The organism is Amycolatopsis sp. NBC_00348 (assembly GCF_036114655.1).
GTDB lineage: Bacteria > Actinomycetota > Actinomycetes > Mycobacteriales > Pseudonocardiaceae > Amycolatopsis.
On sequence record NZ_CP107994.1, the window covers coordinates 7,744,640 to 7,762,125 of the forward strand.

General features: G+C 70.8%; 15 protein-coding genes. 2 read left to right on the forward strand and 13 right to left on the reverse strand.

From position 1 onward, the window contains the following. Positions 1–297: 297 nt before the first annotated feature. From OHS58_RS34075 to topA, 4 genes are all read right to left on the reverse strand, one after another. Entirely contained in the window at positions 298–1,089 is a 792-nt protein-coding gene (locus tag OHS58_RS34075; RefSeq protein WP_328645221.1) for a hypothetical protein, read from the reverse strand. Continuing rightward, complete coding sequence (locus OHS58_RS34080) at positions 1,082–1,294, reverse strand: hypothetical protein (protein ID WP_326956835.1); 213 nt, start codon at positions 1,292–1,294, stop codon at positions 1,082–1,084. Before OHS58_RS34080 ends, OHS58_RS34075 begins: the two co-directional genes overlap by 8 nt. After that, positions 1,287–2,078 (reverse strand): ESX secretion-associated protein EspG, encoded by a 792-nt coding sequence (locus tag OHS58_RS34085; protein WP_326956833.1) that lies wholly within the window; start codon positions 2,076–2,078, stop codon positions 1,287–1,289. Before OHS58_RS34085 ends, OHS58_RS34080 begins: the two co-directional genes overlap by 8 nt. A 159-nt stretch (positions 2,079–2,237) precedes the next feature. Then, positions 2,238–5,129 carry a type I DNA topoisomerase gene (topA, locus tag OHS58_RS34090; RefSeq protein WP_326944955.1) on the reverse strand — a complete coding sequence of 964 codons (2,892 nt, stop codon included), beginning with the start codon at positions 5,127–5,129 and terminating at the stop codon, positions 2,238–2,240. Positions 5,130–5,439: 310 nt separating this feature from the next. Between topA and OHS58_RS34095 the strand changes: the two genes are divergently transcribed. Next, entirely contained in the window at positions 5,440–6,246 is an 807-nt protein-coding gene (locus OHS58_RS34095) for a S1 family peptidase (protein WP_326944956.1), read from the forward strand. An 18-nt stretch (positions 6,247–6,264) separates the two neighbouring features. Here OHS58_RS34095 and OHS58_RS34100 read toward each other — a convergent pair whose 3' ends face one another. From OHS58_RS34100 to OHS58_RS34110, 3 genes are all read right to left on the reverse strand, one after another. Further along, positions 6,265–6,918 (reverse strand): hypothetical protein, encoded by a 654-nt coding sequence (locus tag OHS58_RS34100; protein WP_328645222.1) that lies wholly within the window; start codon positions 6,916–6,918, stop codon positions 6,265–6,267. A 51-nt stretch (positions 6,919–6,969) separates the two neighbouring features. Then, entirely contained in the window at positions 6,970–7,446 is a 477-nt protein-coding gene (locus OHS58_RS34105) for a hypothetical protein (RefSeq protein WP_328645223.1), read from the reverse strand. 268 nt (positions 7,447–7,714) lie between these two features. After that, positions 7,715–10,009 (reverse strand): sodium-translocating pyrophosphatase, encoded by a 2,295-nt coding sequence (locus OHS58_RS34110; protein ID WP_326944959.1) that lies wholly within the window; start codon positions 10,007–10,009, stop codon positions 7,715–7,717. Positions 10,010–10,358: 349 nt separating this feature from the next. Here OHS58_RS34110 and OHS58_RS34115 point away from each other — a divergent pair, with 349 nt between their 5' ends. Then, a complete protein-coding gene (locus OHS58_RS34115) occupies positions 10,359–13,334 on the forward strand; it encodes a DEAD/DEAH box helicase (protein ID WP_328645224.1) in 2,976 nt (991 codons plus the stop codon). An 85-nt stretch (positions 13,335–13,419) separates the two neighbouring features. Here the strand turns inward: OHS58_RS34115 and OHS58_RS34120 are convergent, their stop codons facing one another. The 6 genes from OHS58_RS34120 to OHS58_RS34145 all read right to left on the reverse strand — a co-directional run bounded on the left by OHS58_RS34120 (position 13,420) and on the right by OHS58_RS34145 (position 17,467). Then, positions 13,420–14,037, reverse strand: coding sequence for a bifunctional DNA primase/polymerase (locus OHS58_RS34120; RefSeq protein ID WP_328645225.1), 618 nt, complete (start codon positions 14,035–14,037; stop codon positions 13,420–13,422). A 918-nt stretch (positions 14,038–14,955) separates the two neighbouring features. Continuing rightward, on the reverse strand, positions 14,956–15,435 hold the full coding sequence (locus OHS58_RS34125) for an Rv3654c family TadE-like protein (protein WP_328645226.1): 480 nt from the start codon (positions 15,433–15,435) through the stop codon (positions 14,956–14,958). Next, on the reverse strand, positions 15,422–15,781 hold the full coding sequence (locus OHS58_RS34130; RefSeq protein WP_328645227.1) for a TadE family type IV pilus minor pilin: 360 nt from the start codon (positions 15,779–15,781) through the stop codon (positions 15,422–15,424). Before OHS58_RS34130 ends, OHS58_RS34125 begins: the two co-directional genes overlap by 14 nt. Further along, positions 15,778–15,954 (reverse strand): DUF4244 domain-containing protein, encoded by a 177-nt coding sequence (locus tag OHS58_RS34135; protein WP_326944962.1) that lies wholly within the window; start codon positions 15,952–15,954, stop codon positions 15,778–15,780. The genes OHS58_RS34130 and OHS58_RS34135 overlap by 4 nt, the downstream gene beginning before the upstream one ends. Positions 15,955–15,977: 23 nt before the next feature. Then, entirely contained in the window at positions 15,978–16,703 is a 726-nt protein-coding gene (locus OHS58_RS34140; RefSeq protein WP_328645228.1) for a type II secretion system F family protein, read from the reverse strand. After that, positions 16,700–17,467 carry a type II secretion system F family protein gene (locus OHS58_RS34145; RefSeq protein ID WP_328645229.1) on the reverse strand — a complete coding sequence of 256 codons (768 nt, stop codon included), beginning with the start codon at positions 17,465–17,467 and terminating at the stop codon, positions 16,700–16,702. Before OHS58_RS34145 ends, OHS58_RS34140 begins: the two co-directional genes overlap by 4 nt. Positions 17,468–17,486: the final 19 nt, after the last annotated feature.

A 17,486-nucleotide genomic window follows, 5' to 3' on the forward strand; every position in this document is an offset into this window, starting at 1 on the left:
TGTCCTCGCCTTTCCAGGGTAGCGACCAAGGCGGATAACGCATCCGCCCAATGGCTCTGTCTCCACGGGAGGGTTCGTCACGCAGCGCAAGCCCACGCCCGAACCCCCAGCAGTGTCCAATCCGCCGAGGCTCCGGTCGACCGCCAATGGTGACAGATCGTAGTGAAGCCCATCACAGTCACCGACAGCGACCGCCCGTAACCGGTCATACCCAGGGTGTCAGGATGACCAGTTTCGCGCGTGGCGATCGAGCCCGGATGGAGCAGCCCTGGCGGCGTCGGCGTCGTCGTCAATTGATCAGGAGACCTCCTCCTGCCCGAGGTCGATCATCTTCCGGCACCAGTCGCGGAGCATTTCGCGGCTGAACGGGCTCAGCACCAGCTGGCGACGGCCGTCACCGCGGTCCAGGGCCGCCAGCGCGAAGCGGCCGAGGTCCGTGTCGACCAGGACGAAGCCGTGGTCGGGGAACTCCGCGCACAGCCCGCCGAACGCGAGCATGTCCAGGACCGCCGTGCCCGAGCGAGGCCGGGCCAGGACGTCGCGCATCGTGCCGACGTCGTCGTCCTGGCCGTCGTGGACCAGGCCGTCGTCGTCCACCGTGACCCAAATCGCGCGGCGCGGGCTGCCGAACGGCGCCTCCGGCAGCTCCGCCACCAGCATCTCGGGGAGCTCCTCGAAGTCGGCCAGGTGGATCGCCGTGCGGCCGGGCAGCGAGCCCATCATGAAGGCCCGCTCGCCGTCGGCGTAGCACCGGATGTCCGCGGTCTCCGGTCCCTCGTCGAACACGCCGCACAGCGCCGCGCGGACGGAACCGCGCAGCATCAGCGACACGACCTCGAAGCCGACGTCGTTGAGCTCGCCGTCTTCGCCGAACGGCGTGCCGTCGATCCAGGCGGCCCACGCCACGTGCCGCTCGACCTCCTCGGCCAGGTCCGCCGGGTCGTCGGAGACCGGGCCGTGCACGAGGATGTCGTGGTCGCTGACGTCCGGGTTGTAGAGCCGGTCCACGGGCTCGCGGTCCGGCATCGCCGCCAGCACCGGCCCGGCCGCCAGCTCCAGCAGCTCGCGCGCCGCCGTCCGCTCAGGCATGGCGTCGCACCTCGCCCTCCACGTCGCTCCGCTCGACCGGCGGCTTGACCGCGGGCCCGCCAGAGCCCTCGCCCGGACCGGAGCCGACCGGCGGCTCACCGGCGGCGGCCGCGCCCCGCCACTCCGGCACACCGCTGTTCTCCTCGACCGCGGCGAGGATCGCGTCGCGCACCGTGAGGTCTCTCCGGGCAGCCGGCTCAGGCATGGCTCTGCACCGCCTCGACGATCCACTGCTCGGCCGTGCTCCGCGAGGCCGGCCCCCACGTGACCGTCCAGCGCCCGGTCCGGCCCACGGCCGCGCTGAACTGGTAGCGGCCGAGGTCGTTGTCGACCAGGCCGAACGCGCCGTGCGGGTACTCGGCCAGTATCGAGTCGCGCACCGCGAGGTCGACCAGCACCGTGCCCAGCCGCGGCCGCGCCGCGCACTCCCGGATCAGCTCGACGGCCTCCTCGCACCGCCGCGGGATCAGGCCGCCCTCGTCGGTCTCGATGCGCACCTGCCGGCCCGGGCCCGGCGGCCGGTCCGGCAGGCCGTCGAACACCCAGCCCGGCAGCTCGCTGAGGAACCCGGACCGCAGCCGCGCGCGGTTGCCCAGCTTGTGCAGCACCGTGGTGTAGTCCTCGTCGCCGAAGAACCGGACCTCCCACGGCTCGCGCCGGGCCGGGAAGACGCCGGTGACGACGCCGCGGATGAAGCCGCCGCGCAACGCCCGGTACAGCCCGACGGCCTCCGCCGTAACCTCGCCGCCCGGCGCCAGGCCGATCGCGGCCATCCCGGCGACGAACCGGGTGTACTGCTCGACTTCGTCGGCCAGGGTCCGCGGCCGGTTCGCCCGGCGCGAGAACCGGGGCTCGGTGTCCGCGAGCACCGGCGGGATCTCGAACTCGGGGTCGTAGAACTCCATCACGGAGGGCCGCTCCGGGACCTCGGCCGAGAGCGGGGCGATGACCTCGTCGATGACGTCGAAGACCGCGACTGAGTTGTTCACCCCTGAATTGAACACCCTGGCACCGACAATTTCTCGCACATACGTTCGAACAGGCGAGATGAGTCGCCGAACGGTCGGTGCATGGTCCGAAACGCCGTGAAGGCCCCCTTGCCGGCCATAAGAGCCGGTAAGGAGGCCTTCACGGACTTCCTGGGAGCGCTACTTCGCCTTGGTGGCCGTGGTGCGCTTCGGGGCGGTCTTCGTCGCGGTGGACTTCGTGGCCGCAGCCTTGGCGGTCTTGCTCGTGCCCGCCTTGACCGTCTTCGCCGTCGTCGAAGCGGGTTTGCGCGCCGGCGCCTTCCGCTTCGGCGCCGGGCCCTTGGCCCGCTTCTCCGCCAGCAGCTCGGACGCGCGTTCGGTGGTGAGCTCCTCGATCTCGTCACCCTTGCGCAGCGTCGCGTTGTACTCGCCGTCGGTCACGTACGGGCCGAACCGGCCGTCCTTGACCACCATCGGCTTCTTCGACACCGGGTCCTCGCCGAGCTCCTTGAGCGGCGGCTTCGCCGTGGCCGACCGGCCGCGCTGCTTCGGCTCCGCGTAGATCTTCAGCGCCTCTTCGACGGTGATCGAGAACAGCTGGTCCTCGGTCGCGAGCGAACGCGAGTCCGTGCCCTTCTTCAGGTACGGCCCGTAGCGCCCGTTCTGCGCCGTGATCTCGTCGCCGGACTCCGGGTCCTTGCCGACCACGCGCGGCAGCGAAAGCAGCTTCAGCGCGTCTTCGAGCGTCACCGACTCGATGTCCATCGACTTGAACAGCGAACCGGTGCGCGGCTTCGGCTGCTTCGCCTTCGCGGCCTTCTTCTGCGCGGCCGTCGCGGTCTCGGGCAGCGGCTCGGCCTCCGGCAGCACCTCGGTCACGTACGGTCCGAAGCGGCCTTCCTTCGCGACGATGTCGTGCCCGCTCACCGGGTCGGCGCCCAGCGTGCGGCCCTCCTGCGGGGTCGCGAACAGCTTCTCCGCCAGCTCCAGGGACAGCTCGTCCGGCGGCAGGTCTTCGGGCAGGTTCGCACGCTGCGAGTTGCCGTCGACCTCGCGCTCCAGGTACGGCCCGTAGCGGCCGACGCGGACGACGACCTTGTGGCCTTCGGAGTCGTTGAACAGCGGGATCGAGTTGATCTCCCGCGCGTCGATGTCCTCGACACTGCCCTCGACCAGCTTCTTCAAACCGCCGAGGCGGCCGATCGAGCCGTCGACGCCCATGTCGCCGCCGAAGTAGAACTTCGACAGCCACTGCCCGCGCTGCTCGTCGCCGTTGGCGATGCGGTCGAGCTCGTCCTCCATGCCGGCGGTGAAGTCGTAGTCGACCAGCCGCTCGAAGTGCCGTTCCATCAGGCCGATCACGGCGAACGCGACCCACGACGGAACGAGCGCGGAGCCCTTCTTCCAGACGTAGCCGCGGTCCTGGATGGTCTTGATGATCGACGCGTACGTCGACGGGCGGCCGATGCCCAGCTCTTCCAGCTTGCTGACCAGGCTCGGCTCGGAGTACCGGGCCGGCGGCGACGTCGTGTGCCCGTCCGGGCTCAGCTCGGTCGCGGTGAGGTCCTGGTCCTTCTCGAGCACCGGCAGGCGGCTCTGCTTGTCGTCGGCGTCGCCACCGGTCTCGGTGTCGACCGCTTCGACGTACGCCTTCAGGAAGCCCGCGAAGGTGATCGTGCGGCCCGAAGCCGCGAAGGTGCACTCCTCGCCCGACGTCGCGTTGCCGACGATGCGCACCGACATCGTGGTGCCCTTGGCGTCGGTCATCTGCGAGGCGATCGTGCGCTGCCAGATCATCTCGTAGAGGCGGTACTCGTCGGTGTCCAGCTCGCTCGCGACCTGACCCGGCGTGCGGAAGACCTCGCCCGAGGGCCGGATCGCCTCGTGCGCTTCCTGCGCGTTCTTCACCTTGCGGGTGTACTGGCGCGGCGACGGCGAGACGTACTCCTTGCCGTACAGCTGCGTGGCCTGGCTGCGCGCCGCCGAGATCGCCGACTCCGACAGGGTCGTCGAGTCGGTACGCATGTAAGTGATGTAACCGTTCTCGTACAGCTTCTGCGCGATCCGCATGGTGCGCTCGGAGGTGAACCGCATCTTGCGGCCCGCCTCCTGCTGCAGCGTCGAGGTCATGAACGGCGCGTACGGCTTCCGCGTGTACGGCTTCTCCTCGACGCTCGAGACCTTGAAGTCACGCTGCTTCAGCGCGTCGGCCAGGCGCCGCGCGTCGGCCTCGGCCAGCACGCGGATCTCGTTGTTCGAGGCCTTGAGCTGCCCGTCCGAGCCGAAGTCGCGGCCGGTGGCCAGGCGCGCGCCGTCCACGGCGACCAGGCGAGCCGGGAAGTTCCGCGGCGACGCCTCTTCACCCGCGTCCATCGTCGCCGAGATGTCCCAGTAGGACGCCGAGGTGAAACGCATCCGCTCGCGTTCGCGCTCGACCACGATCCGGGTCGCCACCGACTGCACGCGGCCCGCCGAAAGCTTCGGCATGACCTTCTTCCACAGCACCGGCGAGACCTCGTAGCCGTAGAGGCGGTCGAGGATGCGGCGGGTCTCCTGAGCGTCGACGAGGTCGACGTCCAGCTCACGGGTCGAGTCGGCGGCCGCGAGGATCGCCTGCTCGGTGACCTCGTGGAAGACCATCCGGCGGACCGGGACCTTCGGCTTCAGCGTCTCGAGCAGGTGCCACGCGATGGCTTCGCCCTCGCGGTCGGGGTCCGTCGCGAGGTAGAGCTCGTCGACGTCCTTCAGCAGCCCCTTGAGCTCGGTGACCTTGGACTTCTTGTCCGGGGTGACCACGTAGAGGGCCTTGAAGTCGTTGTCGACGTCGACACCGAGCCGGGCCCACGACTCGCCCTTGTACTGGGCGGGGACGTCGGCGGCGCCGCGCGGCAGGTCGCGGATGTGCCCGACGGAGGACTCGACGACGTAACCGCCGCCGAGGTAGGGGGCGATCTTGCGGGCCTTGGTCGGTGACTCGACGATCACGAGCCGCCGGTGCCCGGCGCCGTTGTCCGCCCCGGCTCCGTTCTTCTTGGTCCCTGCTCCTGCCACGCTGTCCTGCTCTCCGCTCATCTCGTCCCGCCGCCGCGGGACTGCACCACGTCCGGACCCCTGACGGAGGGCCCGAGCCCGCGTCTCGGCCTGTCAGTGTGCACGCTCTCCCAGCCCGGACGGCGTGGAGGTGGCCCAACACGCCGCTGGGCCCGTGTCCACCGCATCGCCGCTGACCTCGGCGATGTTTCCTCTCTACACCGGGCACGTGATTTCGGCCACGTGCCGCGCAGCCTAGCGCGTGACCGTCCGGATACCCTCCGTTCGACGGTGGTGGGCGCGTGGAGGTGACCGCTTCACTGGATTCCCCGTCCAGCCGAAAGGAACCGCCATGACCCGACGCCTGCTCGGCGCCCTGCTCACCGCCGTGACCGCCACCGTATTACTGGGAGTCACTCCGGCGAACGCGGCGGCGGCGAACTTCGCCGGCACCGTGGCGCTGTCCAACTGCTCGGGCTCCGTGGTCAAGCCGGCCGCCACGCCGGACACCGCGCCCGCCCTCGTCATGTCCAACGGCCACTGCCTCGAAAGCGGCTTCCCCGGCCCCGGCCAGGTGATCACGAACCAGACCTCGACCCGGACGTTCACGCTGCTCACGGCCAGCGGGAGCAACAAGGCCACGCTCCGCGCGAAGAAGATCATCTACGGCACGATGACCGACACCGACGTGTCGCTCTACCAGCTCACCACCACCTACGCGCAGATCAAGTCCAACTACGGGATCTCCCCGCTCGAGCTGTCGAACGCGCACCCGACCGCCGGCTCCGCGATCGACGTCGTCTCCGGCTACTGGAAGCGCGTCTACTCCTGCAACATCGACGGGTTCGTCTACCGCCTCAAGGAGGGCAGCTGGACCTGGAAGGACTCGATCCGCTACACCTCCGCGTGCCAGACCATCGGCGGGACCTCGGGCTCTCCGATCATCTCCGGCGGCAAGGTCGTCGGCGTCAACAACACCGGCAACGAAGACGGCCAGCGCTGCACGGAGAACAACCCGTGCGAGGTCGACCAGGCCGGCAACGTCACCGTGCACCACCTGACGAACTACGGCGAAGAGACCTACGGCATCCCGGCCTGCCTCACCGCGGCCAACGAGATCGCCCTCACCCAGGCCGGCTGCACCCTGCCCCGGCCCTGACGCGGCGGCCGCACCCGGTCAGGCCGTGCTCGTCACGGCCTCCGGGTGCGGTTCCACCTCCGCCGGCACCGCCCCGGGCCACGCCGCTTCGGCGCCCGGCGGCGGCTCGCCGATCAGCTCCAGCAGCGCCTCCAACCGGCGTTTCCCGGTGACCTTCACGGCCGGGACCTCGGCTTTCGGGCCGGTCAGCTTGGCCAGGACGCCCAGCGGCGTCAGCGCGTCGACCAGCCGCTCGTGCATGCCGGGCGCCAGCGGGTCGACGGCCAGCAGGTAGCCCTGCGTGCCGGGCCGGCCGCCGGCCAGCGCCCACATCCGCAGCATCGCCCCGCTCAGCCGGAAGCCGTCCGGCACCGCCTTGCCCGAGTCGTCCTCCACCGGGCCGGCGCAGCCCGTACGCAGCCATTTCACCGCCATCGGGAGCAGGTCCACCCGGAACGACGTCCGGACCTGCGGGTTGCCGCAGTCGGCCCTGGAAACCTGGGCGTCCGCGCCGCGCTGCCGCAGCTCACGCGCGAGGATGTGCGCCCGCCACGGCTCCTCGACGACCACCGAAAGCCGCGCGGCGGTGCGCCCGAACCCGGTGATCTGACCGTGGCAGCACAAGAGCCCGGCCAGGTCGCCCAGGCCGGGCCCGCTGGCCTCCGCGGAGAAGAGCGAGATCGTCCGATCCACCGCGCCATACTAGAACACAAGTTCGATTCGTGGCGAGGGTCACGGGATCTTTCAGCGTGGCGGCCCGTCGAGCTGACGGCAGCCGGGGGCCCGCTGCTGCGCCGCCTCCAGGGCCGGGACGTCCTTGAGGCCCTTGAGGTAGTCGAGCGCGTCGATGCGGTCCAGCGTGGCCCTGGCCTCGCCGAGGGCCTCCTTGGTCGCCGCCGCGTCGCCGCGGACCGCGTCGATCCGCTGACGCGCGTTCTCGGCCTGCGTGCGGATCTCGGTGAACTGCCCGATGACGTCCTCGCGGCCGCCGTCCGCGGCGGGCACGGGCGGCGCGCCGAGCGCGGTCAGCCCGGCCAGGCTCCGGTCGAGCCCGCCGACCACCGACGAAAGCAGCTCGCTCGACGTCCGGGACGCCTGCTGCGGCGTGCTCGGGTCGACCGTCGGGAGCGAAGCCAGGGTGCGGACCAGGCCGCCCACCGCGCCGCAGTAGGCGTCCGCCCATCTCGCCGCGGGATCGGCCTGCGGCACCACGGTCGTCACCGACAGACCCTGGTCCCGCGCCGGCGGCTGCGTGGCGGCTTGCTGCCCGCAGCCGGCGAGGCCGATCGTGATCGTCGTGGTCAGAGCGGCTAAGACGGTTGACCGCGGCCGCACCTGCACACCTCCTGCTCGACGACGTCCCGGAGAGCCCGACGGTACCGACTCGGTGCCGCTTCGCAACTCGCCAGTCCGGCGTGGGATGCCCCGGTACGCCACGGGCCCGGCACGCGACGCTGCGTGCCGGGCCCGTGGACGGGTACCGCGAGGATCAGGCCTTGATCTCCGTCGGGGTGTCCGTGAGGACCGTTCCCCGCCGCTTCGAGACCACGATCGCCGCCACGATCACGGCGACCGCGACCAGCGAGATGATGATGCGCACCGCGGTGTTCTGGTCCGGGCCGATCGAGAACTGCACGATGGCGGGCGCGATCAGCACTGAGACCAAGTTCATCACCTTGATCAGCGGGTTGATCGCCGGGCCGGCGGTGTCCTTGAACGGGTCACCCACGGTGTCACCGATGATGGTGGCCTCGTGCGCGGACGAGCCCTTGCCACCGTGGTTGCCGTCCTCCACGAGCTTCTTCGCGTTGTCCCACGCGCCACCGGAGTTGGCGAGGAAGATCGCCATCAGGGTGCCGCACGCGATCGCGCCGGCCAGGTAGCCGGCGAGCGCGCCGGTGCCCAGGCCGAAACCGACCGCGATCGGGGCGAAGACCGCCAGCAGACCCGGCGTCGTCAGCTCACGCAGCGAGTCGCGCGTGACGATGTCGACGACCCGGCCGTACTCGGGACGGGTGGTGCCCTCCATGATCCCGGGGATGTCGCGGAACTGGCGACGGACCTCGTAGACCACCGCGCCGGCGGCGCGGGAGACCGCGTTGACGGCGAGACCGGAGAACATGAACACCACGGCCGCGCCGACGATGACGCCGACGAGGGTGTTCGGGCTGACGATCGTGTTGACGAACGAGTTCGCCCCGGCGATGCCGTCGGCGACGCCGGTGCCCATGCCGGTCAGCGTCTTCGCGATCGCGTCCGAATAGGAGCCGAACAGCGCCGTCGCCGCGAGCACCGCCGTGGCGATCGCGATGCCCTTGGTGATCGCCTTGGTGGTGTTGCCGACCGCGTCCAGCTCGGTGAGGATCTGCGCGGCCTTCTCGTCGACGTCGCCCGACATCTCGGCGATGCCCTGCGCGTTGTCCGAAACCGGGCCGAAGGTGTCCATCGCGACGATGACGCCGACGGTGGTCAGCAGGCCGGTACCGGCGAGCGCCACGGCGAACAGCGCGACGCCGCCGCCCAGGAGGTACGCGCCGAACACGGCCGCGGCGATCACCAGCGCGGTGTACACAGCGGACTCGAAACCGACCGAGATGCCGGAGAGGATGACGGTCGCGCCGCCGGTCTCCGACGTCTGCGCGACGTCCTTCACCGGCTTGTACTCGGTGCCCGTGTAGTAACCGGTCAGCTTCAGGATGACCGCGGCGAGCACGATGCCGATGATCACCGCGATGGTCGCGATGACCGCCGGGTTGCCCGAGTTTTCGAAGCCCGCACCGAAGTCCGAGAAGCTGCTCGGCAGGTAGACGAACGCCGCGATCGCCGACAGCACCGCGGAAATGACCGCGGAGATGTAGAAGGAGCGGTTGATCGTGACGAGGCCGGGCTCGCCGACGCGCGCCTTCGTGATGTAGACACCGATCACCGCGGTGATCACGCCGATGGCCGGCACGATCAGCGGGAAGATCAGGCCGTGCACACCGAAGGCGGTGCTGCCCAGGATCAGGGCGGCGACGAGCATGACGGCGTAGGACTCGAAGAGGTCCGCCGCCATGCCGGCGCAGTCACCCACGTTGTCACCGACGTTGTCCGCGATGGTCGCGGCGTTGCGGGGGTCGTCCTCCGGGATGCCCTGCTCGACCTTGCCGACCAGGTCCGCGCCGACGTCGGCGGCCTTGGTGAAGATACCGCCGCCGACACGCATGAACATGGCGATCAGCGCGGCACCGAAACCGAAGCCTTCGAGGACCTTGGGCGCCTGGCCGGTGTACACCAGCACGACGACCGCGGCACCGAACAGGCCGAGGCCGACGGTGATCATGCCGACCACACCACCGGTGCGGAAGGCCACGCGCATAGCGGTCTCGCGGCCGCCTTCCTCACGTGACGCGGCGGCCACGCGCAGGTTCGCCTGCGTCGCCAGCCACATGCCGAGGTAACCGATCGCGAACGAGAAGCCGGCGCCGACCAGGAAGAAGAGCGAGCGGCCGATCTTCTCGTTCCAGTCGTCGGCGGGAAGTGCGAAGAGCAGGAGGAACACGATCGCGCCGAAAATGGCGAGAGTGTTCCGCTGCCGCTTGAGGTAAGCGGCCGCGCCTTCCTGCACCGCCTTGGCGATGTCCTGCATCTTGGCGGTGCCCTGGCCCGCGGCCAGCACCTCCTTGAGCAAGACGTAGCCGATGACGAGTGCGGCAAGCGCGACCACGGCGACTACACCGACGATCGTGTAGCCACCTCCGGAGAGCGTGATGTTGCCGCCCTCCGCGAGGAACTGCCGTGCCATTCGTCCTCCAGGAGACGTCGACATGCGCCAGCGTCGACGGCAGGCCGAGGTTCGACACGGCCGACGCTGGCTTGGACCCTGTACCGAGCGACACGCTAGCCGGGCAGCAACGCACGTCTCACATGACGCTCACCACAGAGAGTGTGGATTGCGGGAGTGTATTGGTACTGCAACCAGGCCCGACAAGCCGTCCCAGGGTCGGTACAATCCGTTACCTTGTGAGCCTCCTCACTTGATCGATCACTCTGCCGCCGATCCGTTGGCCCTGCTGGGATACGCCGGAACTGTCGGACCCCTGTGCCAAGCTCGGCGAGTGGACGATTCACGTGGGCGGCGGCTGCTGGGGCGGGTGACCGCGGGCATCCCGGCGCGCGAAGACCCGATCACGCACGTCGCGGACCTGCCGGGCCGCGCGGCGCGCTTCTCGCCGTGGCCGTCGTGGGCGGATCCGGCGGTGGTGAACGCGCTGCGTGACTGCGGCGTCCCGTCGCCGTGGGCGCACCAGGCCGAGGCGGCGTCGCACGCGTACGAGGGTCGTCATGTCGTGATTTCGACCGGCACGGCGTCCGGCAAGTCGCTCGCCTACCAGCTGCCGGTGCTGTCCCGGCTGGCCGCGGGTGAGAAGACGACGGCGCTGTACCTGTCGCCGACCAAGGCGCTGGGCGCGGACCAGCTGCGGTCGGTGTCCTCTTTGGACGTGCCCGGCGTCCGGGCGGCGGCGTTCGACGGGGATACCCCGATGGTCGAACGCGACTGGGTGCGCGCGCACGCGAACTGGGTCTTCACCAACCCGGACATGCTGCACCGCGGAATCCTCTCGGCGCACGGCCGGTGGGCGCCGTTCTTCCGGCGGCTCGGCTGCGTCGTCGTCGATGAGTGCCACAGCTATCGCGGGGTCTTCGGGTCGCACGTGGCCCTGTTGCTGCGCCGGCTTCGGCGGGTGGCGGAGCACTACGGCGCTTCACCGGTGTTCGTACTGGCTTCCGCGACAACGGCTTCGCCGGCTTCTTTCGCTTCGCGGCTGACTGGAGTTCCGTGCGTCGCCGTCACCGATGACGCGTCGCCGCGCGGCGCTCGCACGGTGGCGTTGTGGGAGCCGCCGCTGCTGGAGGAGCTGACGGGTGAGAACGGCGCACCGGTCCGGCGGTCGGCCGGCGCGGAGGCGTCGCGGATCCTCGCCGACCTGGTCGTCGAAGGCGCGCGGTCGCTGGCCTTCATCCGCTCGCGCCGGGGCGCGGAGCTGGCCGCGCTGGGTGCGCGTCGCATACTGTCCGAAGTGGACCCACGCTTGGCGGGAACCGTTGCGGCGTACAGATCTGGCTACTTACCGGAGGAGCGTCGGGCCCTCGAAGCGGCGTTGCTGTCGGGCCGGTTGCTGGGCGTCGCGACGACCAACGCGCTGGAGCTGGGCGTCGACATCGCGGGGCTGGACGCGGTGGTGCTGGCGGGCTATCCGGGCACGCTCGCGTCGTTCTGGCAGCAGGCCGGCCGCGCGGGCCGTTCGGGCGACTCGGCGCTGGTGGTGTTCGTCGCACGCGACGACCCGCTGGACACGTACCTGGTGCACCACCCGGCGGCGTTGCTCGAGAGGCCGGTGGAGTCGGCGGTGCTAGACCCGTCGAACCCGTACGTGCTGGCGCCGCAGCTCGCGTGCGCCGTCGCCGAGCTGCCGCTGACCGTGCCCGAGCTGGAGATGTTCGGCGGCGCGGCCGCCCAGGCGGTGCTGGCCGAACTGGCGGAGCAGAAACTGCTGCGCCGCCGATCGAGCGGCTGGTACTGGACATCCCGCGACCGCCCCCACGCCGACGTCGGCATCCGCGGAACGGGCGGCGAGCAGATAGCGGTGGTCGAGTCGGACTCCGGCCGAATGCTGGGCACGGTCGACCCGGGCTCGGCCTGCTTCGCCGTCCACCCCGGCGCGGTCTACCTGCACCAGGGTTCGTCGTACGTAGTGGATGAGCTGGACTTGGAGCAGGGCTTGGCGCTGGTGCACGCGGAGAACCCGGACTGGACGACGACACCGCGCGAGATCGTGGACATCTCGGTGCTGAGCACCCAGGAGAAGCAGGACTTCGGCGGAGTGAGCATCTGCCTGGGCGAGGTAGCGGTGACGTCCCAAGTAGTGGGCTACCTGCGAAGACGTCCGTCGGGCGAGGTGCTGGACTCGACACCGTTGGACCTGCCGGAGCAAAGCCTCCACACGCGGGCGGTCTGGTACACGATCTCGTCGCACCTGCTCGGCCCTAGCGAGCCGCCACGTGCGGCGGTCCTGGGTTCGGGCGACCGCAGCGCGGCCGAGCGGGACTCGGGAGGCACGGGTTCGGACGACCGGCATCCGGCCGGACGGCAGTCGGGCGACCGTGATGCGGCTGGGCGAGACCTGGGTGATGCGGACTCAGGCGACCGGAATCCGGCCGGACGGGAGCCAGGCGAACGCGGCGAGGCCGATCGGGATTCGGGCGACCGCGAGCCGACCGGGCAAGACTCGAGTGGCGTGGATTCCGACCACCGGAATCCGGCCGTTCAGGAGTCGGGCGCTTGTGGCGCGACCAATCGGGATCCGAGCGACCGCGGCCCCGCCGGGCGAAGCTCGGGCGACCGCGGGCCGACCGAGCGAGATTCGGCTGGCGATGGTGCGGCCGCCCAGGATCCGGGCGACCGTGCGGCGGCCGATCGGGATTCGGGCGGCCGTGGCCCGGTCGGGCGAGGCGCAGGCGGCGAGGGCTCCGGCGGCCGGAATTCAGCCGGCCGCGAGACCGTCGTCGGCGGGCCTGCGATGGTCGGCTCGGTTGAGGTCGTCCGCGGTTCTGGGGCCGATGGCGAGGCGGGGACCGGGGGCCATCGGGTGGGGACCGAATCTGCGGGGACGGTGGGGACCGGGGAGGAAACCCTGGCGAACGGTCGGGGGCCCGTTCACGAGGGTGGCAGGACACCGGGGGGTGCCGGATTGGTTCCGGCACGGGTCCCCGGTGCCCTGCATGCCGCCGAGCACGCGGCGATCGGCCTGCTACCGCTTTTTGCTACGTGCGACCGATGGGACATCGGCGGGGTGAGTACCGCGTGGCACGAAGACACCGGGGAGGCAACGGTGTTCGTGCACGACGGCCATCCCGGGGGTGCGGGATTTGCCGAGCGCGGTTATGCCGCGATTGTCCCGTGGCTGGTCGCAACGCGGGAGGCGATCGTCTCCTGCGAGTGCCCGACGGGATGCCCGTCCTGCGTTCAGTCGCCGAAGTGCGGGAACGGCAACGAACCGCTGGACAAGGCGGGGGCGGTGGCAGTTCTCGGAACCGTGCTCGGGGCATTGCGTCAACACGGCGCCTAGAACGGCCACTCAGTGGTCCATGGAGTTGTGTCCTGCTCCGCCTCGGCCGGGCTGGGACCGGCCTGGGGCGGTGGTTCGAAGTGGCTCAGGCCGCAGTGGTCTGAACCAGCAGGGCGGCGTCGGCGCCGGCCAGTGCACGGACGAGCACGTCGTGCACCTCGGCGGCGTCCGGCAGCTGCCAGCCGCAGACCTCGGGCTTGACGCGCCAGTGCACGACACCGTGCTGGAACGGCGAGGGAGGCAGCGGGATCCAGCTGTCCTTGCCGTGCCACTGGATCGTGGCGCGGGAGGCGAGCTCCGCCGGGATGCTGTCGGCGGCGGTGGTGAGGAAGAGCCAGCGGCCGTTCGGCAGCGCGATGATGGGCGCCGGGTGGCCGAGGGCGCGGAGCAGGCGGCAGGCGCGCTTGCCGAGTTCGTCGTCGACCTCGATGGCGTCGAGCACGGTGCCGGTCGCGACGAGCAGGCTGTGGGTGCGGTCGGAGAACCAGGTGGCGACCTCGTGAGCGTGGGTGCCGATCTGCTCGCGCCAGTTGTCACTGGCCGGAACGGGACGGCGCCAGGTGAGGTCGTCACCCTCGGTGAGCGGCGCGGGGTTGACGCCCGGCAGCACCGGCCAGCCACGCCAGGCGAGACCGATCGCCTCCGCCCGCATTTCGATGCGGAAGGCGCCGCGCCAGCTGTCCGGCCAATTCGCGTCCAACATGTCTTTCCTGCCTGTGAGGTCTGGTTCGTCGCGACCCCCCGAGACCCTGCCGTGGTGTCGCACGTCTCACTTAACGGCAAGTTGCACATTGCCCGGAACCCCCACGCGACAACCGGTGGTTACGGGGCGATGAGCGCCCAGTAGTCCCTACGCCGGACCGAACGGACTGACGGGCCTCCGACGGTGAACGGCAGGCAAACAAAGACCGTTCGTCGCGGTGAACCCCAGGATCGGCACCCGCAGGAGGCCTCACAGAGCCCACACAGGCCACCCATCAGCCCAGGTGAGAGAGGGTTCTGACCGCTCACCGTGCACTGATGACCGCTGCGCGTGACCAACCACCGCTCATCGCGCGGCCCGGCCGCCGCGCCGGTCACCCCCGCATACCGACCGGTCGGCGTCCGCCGGTCGACCACACCAGCGAGTCAGCCCGGTGGAAGGCGAGCGGCGATTCCGGGCGGCACATTGCCGGTGCGGCGGGTCCCCGCTGGTTGGCGCGTTGGTGAACGGCCAGTCACTTGGCGCCCATCTGTCGCCGCAGCTGTTCATCGCATGTGACATGGGTCGAGTCTCGTGCTCGGCGAGCGCGGGCGGTGGCCAGCGGTCTGCACGGACAGCAGTTGGGCTTGGCCAGGCTCGCCGCCGAGCAAGTGCTCGGTTCACCGCTTGCGGGGTCGGCTCACGCCCACGCACGGCATAACCGGCTTCGCTGGTGACCCTGCTCGATGCCGCTCACGGACGCTGGTCTGCGGCGCAGGTGGTCACGGCGGTTGGACAGTGGGCCGGTTCGGTGCAGCTAGGTCCTCGTGGGTTGGTTTGGCCGGGGGTAGTCGGCGGGGCAGGGCACGGTGGTCGGCCAGCGAGGCTGGTCGGCCTCGGCAGTTGGTTACCAGCGTGGGTGGCCGGTGTGGGGCCGGGTCAGGGTGGTTCGTTGACGGGGCCTGCTCGGGCGTGTGCTGATGGGGCGGGCAGTCCGGCGAACTTCGAGTTTGGGGCTTCTACCTCGATTAGGGCGTCCAGTCTTTGCCACCGGCAGGTCAGGAGCTTGGCTCCCATGTGGTCCGTCACCCAGCGGGCGCGGCCGCAGGCTTTGTCCGGGCCCTCTGATGCGTGTGATGCCGCTGCTAGGGCTCCCAGATCGGCTGCCGATTCGACTTGGTGCCGAGCGATGGTCACCGTGCTCAGCCAGAGGCCGAGCACTGCTATTCCCGTTAGCGCCGCGACTGCCACTGCTGTCCAGATTGTCGCCGCTCCGCTGTCCGCCTTCGTGGTGGAGGCGGCTTGGCGGCTACGTATCCGCGCGGTTGCCGCAGTGCGGCGTCGCGCCTTGGCGTTAGGGCGGCTGGCGGTGCGCGGACTGTGCTGTGTTCGGGCCCTCTGGTTGTCAGCGTGAGGCATTGGGGGCCTCTGTGCCTGGCTCGGCCAGGGCGTACGCCGTCGCCTTCAAGGTGATCATCGGCAGGAGGGTGTCGGCTGGGTGGGCTGCCACTCTGACCGTGATTTCTTCGCCCGTGTGCTGGACGTCGAGGGTTGCTCCCGGTGGTGCGATCTGGTGGACCGCCGCCTCGGCCTGGGTGGGTTGGCCTCTGGCCAGGAGGCGCGCTGCCTCGCGGGCCGCGTCTGTGCAGTGCAGCTGGGCTGTCACCATCGTCGTTGCCGCCAACAGCAACAGCCCCAGCACTGTGAGGCCGGCCAGCCCGAGGGCTGCTTCGACCGTGACCGAGCCGTCGTCGCGGCGGGTCATGACGGGACCGACAAGGCCTTCATGACCAGGCTCGTCAGCCACGAGACGACCGAGTCGCCCGTGAGCAGGGTGTAGAGGACGGCCGCGAAAGCCGCTACCGCGACCGTGACGATGGCGTACTCGACCGTTGTGGAGCCGTCGTCGTTAGTGGGACGTCGGTGGGGCGTGTTCATGGGGATTCCCTTCGATAAAGAGGTCAGAAGAGGGGGCCGAGACGGGCGGCCAGGCCCAGGACGACCGGCAGGACGCCCAGGCAGAAGAAGGCGGGCAGGAAGACCAGACCCACCGGCAGGGCCAGCGCCACTCCGGCTCGTTCGGCGCGTTCCTCGGCCTCGGTGGCCAGCTCCTCGCGGAGCCGCTCGGCGAGGTCGGCGGCGGCCGTGGCGAACGCCGCGCCCGAGCGGGAGGTGCGGATCGCCGCGACCGCCAGTTCGTCGAGGCCCGGGAACGCCTGCACCGGTGCCCAGGCCTCACCGGGCTCCGAGCCGAGGGCGAGCAGGGCCGCGGCTGATCGCAACGCCGTGGCTGCCTCGGTGGGTGCGGCGCCGGAGATCGCGTCGAGCGCCGTCGGGACCGGGAGGCCCGCTCGCAGGCAGGCCGCCAGGAGGTCGAGCGTGCCCGCGAGCCGCAGTCTGGTGGCGATGTCGGCCGTGGGTGCGCGTGGTCGCCGGGAACGGCCGATCGCCCACCAGCCGGCGGCGGTCACCAGCGCGCCCACGACGATCCCGGCCAGGCCGCCGACGAGTACGGCCAGCGAGACGCCGCCCAAGGTCGTCGCGATGTGCGGGACTGCGCCCGGCCACTTGCGAACGGGCTCGGGTCTTCGGGCGGCCCGCAGCCAAGCGAATCGCCGGGCCGCGGTGGCGTCGGTCGGCCAGGTGACGACCGCGCCGGCCAACAGTAGGAGTGCTGCCGCGTTCATCGGAGCCTTACTCGGCCGGTCAGGGCGCGGCACCAGGCCGTTCCCGCCCACAGGAGGACGCTGCCCAGGACCAGGAGGAGCTGCCCGGGCGTGCTTTCGATCAACACCGACAGCGGTGACGCGCCCATCGCCTGCCCGAGGAGCACGCACAGCACCGGGAGGCCGGTGAGCACCGCCGCGCTCGAGCGTGGGCCTGCCAGTTTCGCGCGCATCCTGCGGGCGTACGCCAGCACGGCTTCGGCGTCGCGGCGGGCGGCGTCCAGGACGTCGGCCATCGGCAGGCCGTAGCGCCTGCCCAACGTCCACGCCGTGGCCAGCTCCGGGATGGCCGGTGCCCGTAGCTCACCGTCCAGGCGGGCCGCGGCCGCCAAGGCACGCAAGTCCGCCGAGACCGCGGGGACGACTTCGGCGGCGGCCTCCGCCGCGGTCACCGGGTGGGCTCCGGCGCGCAGCTCGGCGACCATCGTCCGCAACGCGGTCGCCGTGTGCGCGGCCATCGCGAGGTCCCGGTTCGCGCGGCGGTGGGCTTGCCATTCCTGGCGCCACGCCAGCGTCAGCACTCCGACGGCGACGGCGCCGCCGACTCCGGCGACCAGCCCGGCCAGCGCGGCGGGGAGCAGCCAGCGGACGACCGGCCACAGCTCGGGCAGCCGGCTGCGGGACTTCGTCGCCGGCTGTTCCACCACGACCTGCAGCCGGTCCGGCGCCGCGGGCCAGCACGCCAGGGCCGCGCCGACGCACAGCGGGAGCCACGCGGTGATCATCGGTCTCTCCTTCGACGGT